Origin of the sequence: Undibacterium sp. SXout7W (assembly GCF_049339385.1) — a bacterium.
Classification (GTDB): domain Bacteria; phylum Pseudomonadota; class Gammaproteobacteria; order Burkholderiales; family Burkholderiaceae_D; genus Undibacterium.
Genome location: NZ_JBMPPF010000032.1, coordinates 1 through 12,990 on the forward strand (window position 1 = coordinate 1; position 12,990 = coordinate 12,990).

The 12,990-nt window shown below is 48.7% G+C and carries 11 protein-coding genes; 1 reads left to right on the top strand and 10 read right to left on the bottom strand.

Annotated features, from left to right (window positions below; all coding sequences use genetic code 11):
- Positions 1-239 precede the first annotated feature (239 nt).
- The 9 genes from ACO0LB_RS19940 to ACO0LB_RS19980 form a co-directional block, all read right to left on the bottom strand.
- Positions 240-1,664, bottom strand: a complete 1,425-nt coding sequence (locus ACO0LB_RS19940) for a PLP-dependent aminotransferase family protein (protein ID WP_423052341.1) — start codon at positions 1,662-1,664, stop codon at positions 240-242.
- A gap of 69 nt (positions 1,665-1,733) precedes the next feature.
- Positions 1,734-3,065, bottom strand: coding sequence for a cytochrome c oxidase accessory protein CcoG (gene ccoG / locus ACO0LB_RS19945; protein ID WP_423052343.1), 1,332 nt, complete (start codon positions 3,063-3,065; stop codon positions 1,734-1,736).
- An 827-nt stretch (positions 3,066-3,892) separates the two neighbouring features.
- Positions 3,893-6,571, bottom strand: a complete 2,679-nt coding sequence (locus ACO0LB_RS19950) for a bifunctional acetate--CoA ligase family protein/GNAT family N-acetyltransferase (protein WP_423052345.1) — start codon at positions 6,569-6,571, stop codon at positions 3,893-3,895.
- 66 nt (positions 6,572-6,637) lie between these two features.
- Positions 6,638-7,573 carry a histone deacetylase family protein gene (locus tag ACO0LB_RS19955; RefSeq protein ID WP_423052347.1) on the bottom strand — a complete coding sequence of 312 codons (936 nt, stop codon included), beginning with the start codon at positions 7,571-7,573 and terminating at the stop codon, positions 6,638-6,640.
- Positions 7,574-7,740: 167 nt separating this feature from the next.
- Positions 7,741-8,496 carry an arsenical resistance protein ArsH gene (gene arsH, locus ACO0LB_RS19960; RefSeq protein ID WP_423052349.1) on the bottom strand — a complete coding sequence of 252 codons (756 nt, stop codon included), beginning with the start codon at positions 8,494-8,496 and terminating at the stop codon, positions 7,741-7,743.
- On the bottom strand, positions 8,444-8,875 hold the full coding sequence (arsC, locus tag ACO0LB_RS19965) for an arsenate reductase (glutaredoxin) (protein WP_423052351.1): 432 nt from the start codon (positions 8,873-8,875) through the stop codon (positions 8,444-8,446). Before arsC ends, arsH begins: the two co-directional genes overlap by 53 nt.
- Before the next feature lie 28 nt (positions 8,876-8,903).
- On the bottom strand, positions 8,904-9,626 hold the full coding sequence (locus tag ACO0LB_RS19970) for an MIP/aquaporin family protein (protein ID WP_423052354.1): 723 nt from the start codon (positions 9,624-9,626) through the stop codon (positions 8,904-8,906).
- The gene (locus tag ACO0LB_RS19975) at positions 9,623-10,123 is read right to left on the bottom strand and encodes an arsenate reductase ArsC (protein WP_423052356.1); all 501 of its coding nucleotides are present in this window, start codon (positions 10,121-10,123) and stop codon (positions 9,623-9,625) included. The genes ACO0LB_RS19970 and ACO0LB_RS19975 overlap by 4 nt, the downstream gene beginning before the upstream one ends.
- A 62-nt stretch (positions 10,124-10,185) precedes the next feature.
- Positions 10,186-10,518: an ArsR/SmtB family transcription factor gene (locus ACO0LB_RS19980; protein ID WP_423052358.1), complete on the bottom strand. Its 333-nt coding sequence runs from the start codon at positions 10,516-10,518 to the stop codon at positions 10,186-10,188.
- A 343-nt stretch (positions 10,519-10,861) separates the two neighbouring features.
- On the opposite strand from ACO0LB_RS19980, the gene arsA reads away from it, so the two are divergent.
- The gene (gene arsA, locus ACO0LB_RS19985; RefSeq protein WP_423052360.1) at positions 10,862-12,619 is read left to right on the top strand and encodes an arsenical pump-driving ATPase; all 1,758 of its coding nucleotides are present in this window, start codon (positions 10,862-10,864) and stop codon (positions 12,617-12,619) included.
- A gap of 242 nt (positions 12,620-12,861) precedes the next feature.
- Here arsA and ACO0LB_RS19990 read toward each other — a convergent pair.
- The coding region (locus ACO0LB_RS19990; RefSeq protein ID WP_370527135.1) for an ExbD/TolR family protein at positions 12,862-12,990 on the bottom strand (129 nt) is incomplete at its 5' end.

Below are 12,990 nucleotides of genomic sequence, written 5' to 3' on the forward strand. Positions count from 1 at the left end.
GGGGGTTTTGCTTTTACAGACTCCTCTTCGCTCTCCTCACGGCCATGCAGCGCCAGAAAAATAATTCCAGCGCCCTGCAATGGATTCTGCTCCCGGTCTCCTTTTAGAAGGCCATGCCCGCTTTAATATGAGGAAAGCTCTGTGGCTCTTCAGTTTCGTCTTATCTCTTCTTTTTGTACTTGATATTTAGCTTTAGGCTGAGGAGGTACCTCGAAGAATGATCAGTGTGCTATATCTTCTTAGTAAGTCAGATTTTGAGTGTGGCAGAGTTGCCCAAGTATTCGTAATGAATCCTCGCTACGTTTTTCGTCTGGGTGTCCATAATTAATGCGCAGGCAGTGGCTGTATTTTTGATTGGCAGAAAACATAGAACCTGGTGCGATGCTGATGCCTAACGATAATGCCTGTTGGTGTAATTGTAAGGTGTTGACCTGATGGGGTAATTCTAGCCATAAAAAATAGCCACCTTCAGGGCGTGTTGCCAATGTTCCTTTTGGGAAGTATTTTCCAATTGCGTTCATGACGTTTGTTTGATGTACAGACAGACGATGTCGTAGTTGTCGTAAGTGTCGGTCATATCCACCTTTACTCAGATAATTGGCTAATCCTTCCTGCAATGGGATTGGTGCAGATAGCGTAGAAGTTATTTTTTGTCTTGCAACGGATTGCGTATATCTTCCAGGAATTGCCCATCCTATACGATAACCGGGTGCCAGCGATTTTGAAAAAGAAGAACAATGCATGACGATACCATTGGTATCAAATGCTTTCGCGGGTAAGGGTTTTTTAGTACCAAAATACAGCTCACCGTACACATCATCTTCAATCAGTGGTACATCATATTCGGTCAGTAATGCCACTAAGTCCCTTTTTTTCGCCTCGCTCATTAAACTTCCTAACGGATTTTGAAAATTAGTCATTAACCAACATGCTTTTGGATGATGCCTATCTAATGCTTCCTTTAGTGCTTTGAGATCGATACCTTCGCGTGGATGTGTTGATACTTCTATTGCTTTGACCCCCATGCGTTCAAGTGCCTGTAGTGCGCCATAGAATGTGGGTGTCTCAACGATAACGGCATCGCCGGGGCGCGCTACAGCAAACAGGCAGAGATTTAATGCATCCAACGCGCCATTGGTAATGATGATGTCGTCGGTATGAATATGCATCCCTTCAGCGAGATAACGTAATGCGATTTGCCTGCGTAAATTGCTATTGCCTGGTGTCAGATCGTCTACCGTGCTCCATGGATCGATATGTTGAATGCTGGACGATATAGAGCGTGCGAGTTTGTCGAACGGATACAGCATTGGACTCGGGAATGCTGAGCCTAAAGGAACAACCTCACGTTTACGCACAGACTCCAGAATGTTGAAGATAAGATCGCTGACATTAATTGAAATTGAATCAGGGCTGCTATTCACATGCATTTCCGGTTCTGGAGGCAAGTGATGAGATGAATTGATCACGTAATAGCCAGAGCGCTCTCTGGCGCGTATGAGTCCCCAAGCTTCGAGTAAATAATAGGCTTGAAATACAGTTGATGCGCTTACTCCCCGGCTTGAACTGGTTTGTCTCACTGAGGGTAATCGGTCTCCATATTTGAGCACATTACTCCGTATCGCCTGAGCGATATCTTCAGCAAGTATTTCATAGCGTTTCATTGCTTACCCTGATTGAATGTGGAACACATGGCAGGCGATGCCATATTCAGTATTCTGGAGTGCTCATATTTATTGAGAAAAAAAACTGCTTTTTTCTTCAACATAAATTCGTTCGTCATCAATTGCCTTCAGTGTAAAACTGATTTTGTTCGCACCATGATGCACATTTTCTTTTAGTGCGCTGACCGTGACAGGGATTGTGCGGGATTCGGTTGCATGCAGCTCTAATACTTCAGATGTGCGTATAGATGCACCATCAATGCCAGATATAGCCAGCATATATTGATGCATTTTTTCATCACTATTCATGATGTGAAGCCGATAAACATTGCTGACAATAGCCGGATTAAAGCCGCGGCTTGAATTATTTCTGTCGCGGATGATATTCATTTTTAGCGGCATATGCATTGAGATTGCGCTGGTAAAAGAGATCAATATGGCGAATAGGATAAAACTATAGATCAGCACACGCGGGCGTAACATACGTTGTTTAATTTGTTTCGGAGATAAAGCGTTTTTCAGTGCATTTTCTGTACTGAAACGTATCAGTCCGCGAGGTGCATGAATTTTATCCATGACAGAATCACAAGCATCAATACATGCAGCACATCCGATGCAATCATGTTGTAAGCCATTTCTGATATCAATACCTGTTGGACATACCTGAACGCAGAGCGAGCAGTCTATACACGATGTTTGTGGTGTTAATTGTCCTGCATTTTTGTTGAACGGCTGACGAGGTTCACCGCGCTGTTGATCGTAACTGACAATCAGCGAATCGGCATCGAGCATTGAACCTTGAAAACGTGCGTATGGACATAAGTAGCGACAGATTTGCTCGCGCATCCAGCCAGCATTGCCATAAGTAGCCAGACCGTAAAATCCAATCCAGAATGTTTCCCATGGGCCAGTTGACTGCATCAGGATTTCTTTCATCAGTGTATGTATTTCTGTGAAATATCCAACAAAAGTAAATCCCGTCCAAATAGAAATGAGCAGCCAGATACTATGTTTGGTCAATTTTTTGAATATTTTATTGACCGAAAGAGTATCCCGGTCGAGCCGTATTCTGGCGCTACGAGTACCTTCGATCTTTCTTTCTACCCACATAAAAATCTCGGTATACACCGTTTGTGGGCAGGCAAATCCACACCATACCCGACCCACAATGGCGGTGAACAGAAACAGAGTGTAAGCGCAAATAATTAACAGTAAGGCGAGATAGATAAAATCCTGCGGCCATAGCACCAGGCCAAACAAGTAAAATTTTCTAGCAGTCAGATCAAACAGAACAGCTTGACGATGATTCCAGGTGAGCCAGGGTAAGCCATAAAAAAATAATTGCGTCAGATAGACGAAGATCCAGCGCCAGCGAGTATAAAATCCGCGCGTTTCGCGCACGTAAATGTCATCGAATGACTGGTACATATGAATAATCGATACTTTGGGATCCGCATGATGCATGGCAAGCTTTCAAGAAAATATTGCATAAGAGCTTTCCTTATGAATTGGCCAGAGATATTCAAGGGAAAGTAATCCGAATGCTGATCTTGAACATGCTCTTCACGCGTAGATTGCATGCATATATTGATACACAATGATCGGGAAGCGATATCGCCACAGTCAATCTCCCTGTCAGTCTACCGCCATGTGATTTGAAGAATTGATGGATGTTCTGTATCAGTCCGGTGATCCGATTTTGCGCTGTAAACTGACGAAAAAACAGAATCAGAATACGCTTAAAAAACCATATCAGATTTCTTTTCTGTATTGAAAACAGACTCTAATAAGCGGACGTGACCTTTGATATTTGCCATCAGGTAGAGGTCGATCGCCTCAATAAATTGAGGGGTAACAGGGATGCTTGCAACACTCAGGCCGCCACTATTTTGAGTGTTTGAATAGATTGAATATCAGTTGTATGAATTTGCAGATCAGGCAGATCAGGCAGATCGGCGATGTGTATTGCTACCAGCCAGATTATCTTGAGCAATATAATAAGGCAAGTGGGAGGCGTTGATACACTATGTGGCCATATCAGGGAAATTGCTGTGCAATATTGACCGACTTATCTTAACAAGATGGATGTAACACTGTCCCGGCGTCATGCTGGCTGCTCATGACGTTACAAGCCTGTACAAACAAGTACGGCCCGCATCGCCATGATCTGCTGGGACAATTTTGCGCGAGTACTGGTTAAAAAGATGCAGTGAAGCCACTGCATCTTTTTAGAGTGATTTAACACAAAGCCTGAAGTCTGGATCTTCCTCGTAGGAGAGTATCTTGAATTCAAGGCTGCGCATTAAGCGTAACATGCCGCTATTATTGCTCAGTACCAGTCCCTCGATATGGCTTAGGCCGCGGCTGCGTGCTACATCAATGATCGATAGCATCATGCGTGATCCCAAGCCTTGCCCGTTGAACTCATCTGCGATCAACAAGGAAAATTCGCAGGTGCTTTTATCCGGGTTGGTGACATAACGTGAGACACCAATAATACGTTCAGTTTCGTGAATATTGCCGTGTTCGTCGACGCTGCGTTGGGGATAAATGGCGACCAACGCCATCTCGCGATCGTAGTCAATCAGCGTGAATTTTGCCAACATGCGATCGGATAATTCCCGCATAGAGGAGACAAACCGGAAGTAGCGACTTTCTGGCGATAAGCCCCGTACCAGTTCTTGCAGCATTTCTGCATCATGCGGATGTAATGGGCGTACGATGTAGCGGCTACCGTCCCGTAGCGGCCATTCGGTTTCCTTGTCTGAAGGGTAAGGCGAGATTGCCAAATGCTGATAATTGCCAGGTTCAGCAGGAGCATGATCAACCACGATGCGGGCATCCACGACGACTGCGCCATACTCATCGACAATCACGGGATTAATATCCATTTCGCGCAGTTGAGGCAGTGCACACACCATTTCGGAGACGCGCAATAAAATTTGTTCCAGCGCATCCCGATTGACCGGTGCTGCGCCACGCCAAGCCCCCAACATTTCTGCGGAACGTACTTTATCGATCAGCCTCTGTGCCAGAAACAGATTGAGTGGTGGTAATTCTGTAGAGCGGTCGGTAATCAGATCAATCATGACGCCTCCGGCACCAAATGAAATGACCGGACCGAAGAGCTCATCCGTTGTGACGCCGATAAACAGCTCACGTCCATACGGTTTCCCCGACATATTCTGCACAGTCACGCCATTGATTTTGGCATCTGGGCGCAGACGGGTAACGGTCGCCAACATGTCTTGCCAGGTATCCCTGACACCGGCAGCATTATGAACATCCAGCACGACACCTTGTACATCTGATTTGTGCGTAATATCTGCCGAATCGATTTTCAGCGCTACCGGATAAGTCAGTTGATTGGCGACTAACATGGCTTCTGTTGCCGAACGCGCCAGAATTGTTTTGGTGACGGGGATATGAAATGCCGACAGTAATGCCTTGGATTCCATTTCAGTCAGTATCTTGCGACGTTCTGCCAGCACACTTTCTATCAGTATGCGCGCACCTTCCAGATCAGGTTTAGCGAGTTGTGTTAAAGGCGTTGGCACCTGTCTTAATAATTGCTGATTCTGATGGAACAGCGAAATATGATGAAATGCATCAACGGCTGCTTCTGGAGTACGGAAACTCGGAATGCCTGAGCGGTACAGGATAGTACGGGCATCTGCGACTTGTTCATCCCCCATCCAGCAACTGATTAAAGGTTTGCCGACTCCAGGTTGCTCATCAGCCAGCGCCTGAGCAATGGTGCCAGTATCTATACCCGGCGTGGGAGACAGGATGACCAGAATGCCATCGACATCGCTGGTTTGGGCACAAGCTTTGATCGCAGCACGGAACTGTTCTGCATCTGCTTCCTGTCCAAGATCAAGGATGTCTTTTACAGAAGCCAGTGGCGATAACTGTGTGGCAAGTTGAGTAGCCGCAGCGCTTGGCAGAAGTGCCAATTGCAAACCGAATTCATTGACGGCATCTGCTGCCAGCACTGCTGGGCCACCACCATTGGAAATAATGGCCAAACGTCTGCCCACTGGCAAGTAGCGTGCCGATAAGCATTTGGCTGCCGCAAATAGCTGCACCAGCGAGTGCACGCGAACAGCCCCCGCTCTTTGCAAAGCAGCATCAAAAATAGCATCACTGCCGACAATATTGCCAGAATGGGTCAATGCCATACTGGAGCCCTCAGGTTTGCGTCCTGCTTTCAGGACAATCACCGGCTTGGCATTCGCCGCTGCACGCAGCGAACTCATGAATCGCCGCGCATTGCGTATGCCTTCCAGATACACGATGATACTTTGCGTATGTCTGTCTTCTGCCAGATAATCCAGTACCTGAGCGACATCGACAGCAGTGTTGGCACCAAGGGAAATCACTGCCGAGAAACCGACGCCGCTTTTGCTTGACCAGTCCAGCACTGAGCTGGCCAGTGCGGCAGATTGCGATACGATGGCGATGCCACCAGGCCGGGCAAGTCGTCCCAGCGCGCTGGCGTTCAGTAAATCTTTGGGGCGCTGAAATCCCATGCAATTGGGACCTAGCAAATAGATACCGTGTTGTTTGGCGATCTGATGCAATGTATTTGCCAGCGTGGCATCCACACCATGCGAGAGGATAATCGCCGCTTTGCATTGTATGCGCCCCACGACCTCAAGCGCGTCACTCAGTTGGGTGGTCGGCAGAGCGATAATCGCCAGGTCAGCACGCGACGAAGCCAGATCCCCGAGAGTACCTGTCATGCTGATACTCAGATAGGCGATATTGCCTTTAAAACCAGTATTGTTCAGTTGCTCGGTCAATACCTTGGCCATACTTGTTTGTTGTTCAGGCAGATCAGGTTCTCCGGCAAAAACGACAATCGACCGGGGAGAAAATAAGGCTGACAGATAATGTTTATCCATAGGGTGATCCGTGATGAATGTGGTGCAATAAGCGACGAGCAAAGAGTCATGAGCCGATGGCTGGTGTCAGTCGGCGCCGATCAGTACCCTGACATGTGCTGCTGCGCTGCGTCCCAATGGGGAGAGTTCGTAGCCACCTTCAAGGCAGGAAACAATGCGTCCTTGGGAATATCTGTTGGCGATATCCACAATCTGTTGAGTCACCCATGCAAAGTCTGCTTCAACGAGTCCCAGATTGCCCATATCATCCTCGCGATGCCCATCAAATCCGGCAGAGATAAAAATCATCTGGGGCTTAAATGCTTCCAGCGCTGGTAACCAGCGAAGAGCAATCGCTTCGCGGAATGCCTGACTGCCGGAACGTGTCGGCAGGCTCACATTGACCATATTGCTGCCTTTGGGAATATCCCCACAAAACGGATATAAATCTTTCTCAAAACTGGAACACATCAATACACGTGAGTCATTGCAGAGGATATCTTCACTGCCATTGCCGTGGTGTACATCAAAGTCTACCAGCGCGACTCTGTCCAGCCCATAACAGTCAATCGCATGGCGGATACCAACCGCCACATTGTTAAAAAAACAGAATCCACCTGCGGCAGCACGCTCTGCGTGATGACCCGGAGGGCGTATATTGCAAAAGGCGACAGGCGCTTTGCCGCTGGCAACGAGATCGGTTGCCATGACCGCAGCACCTGCAGCGCGCAATGCTGCCAGATAGGAATAAGGGTTGATGCGGGTATCTGGGTCAATTTGCGTATATCCATCTTCCGGCACATTCGCGGCAATCCGGGTAAACGCCTGCACATAATCGGCATCGTGTGCTCTGCATAACTGCTCCACGCTGACCAGCGGTGCATCGTAGGACTCCATATAGTCGAGCAGTCCTTTGATTAGTAACTGATCGTTGACGGCGCCAATTCTTTCCGGGCTTTCGGGATGTTGATTTCCCATGTCGTGCCGGATGCAATCTTTATGAGTGATATACGCTGGTAACATGAAACGACGACCCTTCCAGAGTGAGGTGTTTATCTCATGATTCTATGCTGTTGCCGCCACTCTTAGCACCTCCACCAGGGTTTTTTGCGTTAGATCAAGTTTGTAAGCAAATGATTTGTTGTTTCTTGTGCCGATTTTTTGCCTCACAAGTAGCAACAAGCAAAGCATCAGATGGATTTTTGATTAACACGTTTAGATAATTCTTCTGCTGATTCTTTACGTTCGCTATAGCGATCGACAAGGTAAGGCGAAATATCACGGGTCAGCAGTGTGAACTTCATCAGTTCTTCCATAACGTCAACCACGCGATCATAGTAGGCCGATGGTTTCATGCGGCCAGCATCATCAAATTCCAGAAACGCTTTGGCGACAGATGATTGATTGGGGATGGTGATCATGCGCATCCAGCGACCCAGTATGCGCAGTTGATTGACGGCATTAAAGGATTGTGAACCGCCAGACACTTCCATCACTGCCAGCGTTTTTCCCTGAGTAGGACGAACCGCACCGACAGAGAGTGGAATCCAGTCTATCTGTGCTTTCATGATCCCTGTCATGGCGCCGTGGCGCTCTGGTGAAGTCCAGACCATGCCTTCTGCCCATTGCGCCAGCGTGCGTAATTCTACGACCTTGGGATGTGTATCTGGTGCTTCATCCGGCAGTGGCAAGCCATGCGGATCAAATATCTGCACCTCGCCGCCCATCGCTTCAAGCAAACGAGCGGCTTCCAGCGTTAACAGTTTGCTGTAGGAACGTTCCCGCAAAGAGCCGTACAGCAGCAGGAACCGGGGTGCATGAATCGATGCTTCTGTTGGTCTGAGTCTGGCTGGTTCAGGCACTTTGAACAGCTCAGCATGCAGACTTGGCAAATCAGGCAGCGTTGTTGACACGTTTGCCCTCCTTGTCGATGACTTTCTCGCCATCCTCTTTCGTCAATTCGCCCAGTTGTGGCAAGGGGAGGATATCCAGCACGACTTCGGAAGGACGGCAGAGGCGTGTTCCCATCGATGTCACGACGATAGGGCGATTGATCAACATAGGATGAGCCATCATGAAATCAATTAACTCATCGTCAGTCCAATCAGGAGCATCCAGATTCAGTTCTTCGTAGGGAGTGCCTTGTTTGCGGAGTAGCGCACGCACAGGCGTACCCATGCTCGCGATCAGTTCCAGAAGTTTCTCTCTGCTGGGCGGATTGACCAGGTATTCGATCACTTCTGGTTCTGTACCGGTATTGCGTATCAGTGCCAGCGTATTGCGCGATGTGCCGCATTTGGGATTATGGTAAATAGTGATAGTCATGCGTCGTATGTTTACTTTTTTAAAGTCATTATTGGTTGTTGATATCAGCGGCAACATCGGTTCCAACAGTGGGATTGCTTCTCTGCGTGTCTTGGGCGGCAGTTGGATAAAGCCAGCAAAACATCAGCGTTGCAACGCCTGCCCCCAGTAGTTGAGCGATGATGAAACCGGTGGTGTCTGCGGGGCGTATACCAGCAAACGTATTACTGGCAGCCCGAGCCAGCGTGACTGCCGGATTGGCAAAGGATGTCGACGACGTGAACCAGTACGCGGCAGTGATGTAAGCTGCTACGGCAAATGGAGTTACCGAAGGGCGACTGCGTGAACAACTGATGATGACAGCGATCAGGCCGAAGGTTGCGACAAATTCACTCCACCATTGTGATATGCCGGTACGCACATGTTCTGATGCAAAAAACAGAGGATCTTCAAACATGATATGTGCCGCAGCAACACCTGCGAAAGCACCCAGTACCTGTACCAGAATATAGGACAGCACTTCGCTGGCAGACATTTTCTTTTGAAGAAATTCTGAGAGTGTCACGACAGGATTAAAGTGCGCACCCGATATGGTGCCAAACATCAGTATCAGGGCAATCAGGCCGGCCCCTGTAGCAAGCGTATTTGCCAGTAGCGCGATGGCAACATTGCCGCCAGCCAGACGTTCTGCCATGATGCCGGAACCCACGACCACTGCCAGCAGGAACGCGGTACCCAGACCTTCAGAAACCAAGCGACGTGCCATATTCATACTTTGGTCGTCCCTATCTGATCGAGCTCTCTTTGCAAAGCGAGTTTTTCCAACTTATCGATAGGCAGACTCAACAATATGTCCAGCCTCATTTTGATTTCGCGGCCGATACGCGCAAAGGCGTGGCGGATGTCGTCTTCTGAGCCGTGTACTGCAGCGGGGTCTTCAAAGCTCCAATGCGCAGTCGTCGGCTGTCCTGGCCAGAAAGGGCAGACTTCACCGGCGGCCTTGTCGCAGACGGTGATGACAAAATCCATGTGAGGTGCATCCGCGAAAGCAAATTCATCCCAGCTCTTGCTGCGCAGGCCAGATGTATCGAATCCCGCATGTGCTATCTGCTCGATAGCCATCGGATTGACAATGCCTGTTGGATAGCTGCCCGCACTATAGGCTTTGAAATGGCCTTTTCCCATCGCATTAAGCATGGCTTCTGCCATGATGCTGCGTGCAGAATTACCAGTGCATAGAAAAAGAACGGTATAGATTTTGTCGCTCATGCGGCTCTCCGGATGGTCGGTGTAAAAATTCAAGAGGAGTAAAGAAGAGTAAATACCGTGCTTTATGATTCAGCGGTAACACATTGCTGCGCCTGTACCGGTGTGCATGGATTACCGCCGCAGCAGTTCTCTGTCAGAAAGCCCAACATCTGGTTCATTGTGCTGATATTGGCCGAATAGATGATAAAGCGACCGTTCTGTTGTGATGTGACAAGATCTGCATGTGACAATTCTTTCAGATGGAAAGACAGTGATGATGGCGGTAAGCCTAATTGTTCGCTGATTTTGCTGGCCGCCAAGCCTTCAGGGCCGGTCTGTACCAGCAAGCGGAACACCGCCAGGCGCGACTCTTGTGCCAATGCCGCCAACGCTAATAATACTTTTTTAGTTTCCATTGTCTGTAGTTCAAAAGTTGAGCAATATTTATTCATGATTCTATAATGGTGGAAATATCGAAGTAAAGTAAAATCAGGCAATGACAATATTTTCAATCACAACACGCAGTAAATGAGAGGTCTGATCCGGCTATCAGTATGTTGAGAAGCTTGCCATTGACTGCTGCAACTCGTTTTTTAAACGCAGTGCATTGCTAATGCTGCTGAGGATTGTAAAAACGATCAGTCCGTGTATGCATCTGAAATGCCCCAATTTGCCCTGATATTTCCTAATATGTCTTAACGCACATACTACTTGAGGCTGGAGAAGTAAGTTGGCGCTGATTCACACCAAAGGATTTCTATGTATTTTATGACAACACCACCACAATTTTTATTCTTCACCGGCAAAGGTGGCGTGGGTAAAACTTCGCTGGCTTGCGCAACGGCAATCAACCTTGCTGATCAACAACGAAGAGTGTTGATAGTCAGCACCGACCCAGCGTCCAATGTCGGGCAAGTATTTGGCATACAAATCGGGAATGCCATCACACCGGTACCCGATGTTGCCAACTTGTCGGCGATGGAAATTGATCCCCAGGCCGCAGCACAAGCCTATCGCAACCGCATTGTCGGGCCAGTACGTGGTGCGTTACCGGATGCCGTTGTAAAGAGCATGGAAGAGCAATTGTCTGGCGCGTGTACGACCGAGATCGCCGCCTTTGATGAGTTCACCGGCTTGTTGACGGATCCCGTCATACTGAAAAATTTTGACCACATCATTTTTGATACTGCACCTACAGGCCACACCATACGCATGTTGCAACTGCCTGGAGCGTGGTCGGGCTTTCTGGATGAGGGCAAAGGCGATGCCTCTTGCCTTGGGCCATTGGCAGGATTGGAAAAGCAACGCGAGCAATATCATGCTGCCGTTGCCGCGTTGTCTGATCCGCAGCGCACGCGCATGGTGTTGGTTGCACGCGCCCAAAGCGCGACCTTGCGCGAAGCAGCGCGCACCCACGAAGAGCTGGCCGATATAGGATTTAAACACCAGTATCTTGTCATCAACGGTGTACTTCCAGAAAATGAGGTTGAACACGACATACTGGCTGCAGCCGTTTGGAAGCGTGAGCAGTCTGCGCTGTCTGCCATGCCTGAAATACTGCGCAACGCTCCGATAGATTATCTACCTTTGCAGCCACGTAATCTGGTCGGTCTGGAGGCACTGCGCGCACTGTTGTCACCAGAAAGTCCGCTTTACAAACATGAAGATTCGCTTGCGTTAGAAATTCCAGTCGTGCCCAGTTTGTCCAGTCTGATTGGTAGCCTTGTTGGTAGCGGCCACGGTTTGATCATGACGATGGGCAAGGGTGGTGTTGGTAAAACGACGGTTGCTGCAGCCATCGCCATAGAATTGGCTGGTCGTGGTTATCCAGTACATTTGACGACGTCTGATCCAGCTGCGCACTTGATCGAAACGCTGGATGGCACACTGGATAATCTGGTTGTCAGTCGGATTGATCCACACCTTGAGACAGAGCGCTATCGTGCTGAAGTCATGAAGACAAAAGGCAAACACCTGGATGAACAAGGCCGCGCCTTGCTGGCAGAAGACCTGCGCTCACCCTGCACGGAAGAGATTGCCGTATTTCAGGCCTTCTCACGCATTATCCGGGAAGCAGGCAAGAAATTTGTCGTCATGGACACCGCACCTACCGGACACACGCTGCTCTTGCTTGACGCGACTGGTGCCTATCATCGTGAAATCGAAAGGCAGATGGCCAATACCAATGTGCATTTCACAACGCCGATGATGCAACTGCAAGACCCGAATCAGACCAAAGTCATCATTGTTACCTTGGCTGAGACCACGCCAGTGCTGGAAGCGGCTGGTTTACAGCAAGACTTGCGCCGTGCTGGTATTGAGCCTTGGGCATGGATCATCAATAACAGCCTGGTCATGGCTCATCCCAGCTCAAGCTTGCTACGGCAACGCGCACGCAATGAGCTGGCACAGATGCACGATGTCGCTGACAAGTATGCGCCACGCTGGGCAGTCATTCCTTTGCAAGCAGAAGAACCTGTTGGTTTGGAGCGATTAAAAGCATTGATACATCGTTGAAAACATACCACGTACAACACGCCATAACGCAGCACCCGGCAGAGGCGTTGCCTTGACAGCCGATGTATTTTTCAGAGAGTGAAAAACATAACGCCCGATAAAATGATCGGGCGTTATGATAATAATTTTCGCTGGCTAAGCTATTTCAGGGTTGTACAAAGCTCAGCTTGAGCATCAGTGTCATGATGAGAAAAATGAGAAGAAATCAGAGGGTTAATTCCATCAAATACTCTCATTCATCCTCACTTCAAGAACTGCTCATTCCCCACCATCCCAATCTTCGTCACCCCCAGCCGCTGCGCCGAGGCCATCACCGCCGCCACCGACTTATACGGCACCACCGCATTCGGCCGCAAATGCACCTCCGGCTG

Excerpts from the sequence above, each read along its gene's own strand:
- ACO0LB_RS19950 (WP_423052345.1), bottom strand. The coding sequence starts at position 6,571 with ATGGATAAACATTATCTGTCAGCCTTATTTTCTCCCCGGTCGATTGTC.
- arsH (WP_423052349.1), bottom strand. The coding sequence starts at position 8,496 with ATGGCGAGAAAGTCATCGACAAGGAGGGCAAACGTGTCAACAACGCTG.
- ACO0LB_RS19940 (WP_423052341.1), bottom strand. The coding sequence starts at position 1,664 with ATGAAACGCTATGAAATACTTGCTGAAGATATCGCTCAGGCGATACGG.
- arsC (WP_423052351.1), bottom strand. The coding sequence starts at position 8,875 with ATGACTATCACTATTTACCATAATCCCAAATGCGGCACATCGCGCAAT.
- ACO0LB_RS19975 (WP_423052356.1), bottom strand. The coding sequence starts at position 10,123 with ATGAGCGACAAAATCTATACCGTTCTTTTTCTATGCACTGGTAATTCT.
- arsA (WP_423052360.1), top strand. The coding sequence starts at position 10,862 with ATGTATTTTATGACAACACCACCACAATTTTTATTCTTCACCGGCAAA.
- ACO0LB_RS19980 (WP_423052358.1), bottom strand. The coding sequence starts at position 10,518 with ATGGAAACTAAAAAAGTATTATTAGCGTTGGCGGCATTGGCACAAGAG.
- ACO0LB_RS19970 (WP_423052354.1), bottom strand. The coding sequence starts at position 9,626 with ATGAATATGGCACGTCGCTTGGTTTCTGAAGGTCTGGGTACCGCGTTC.
- ACO0LB_RS19955 (WP_423052347.1), bottom strand. The coding sequence starts at position 7,573 with ATGTTACCAGCGTATATCACTCATAAAGATTGCATCCGGCACGACATG.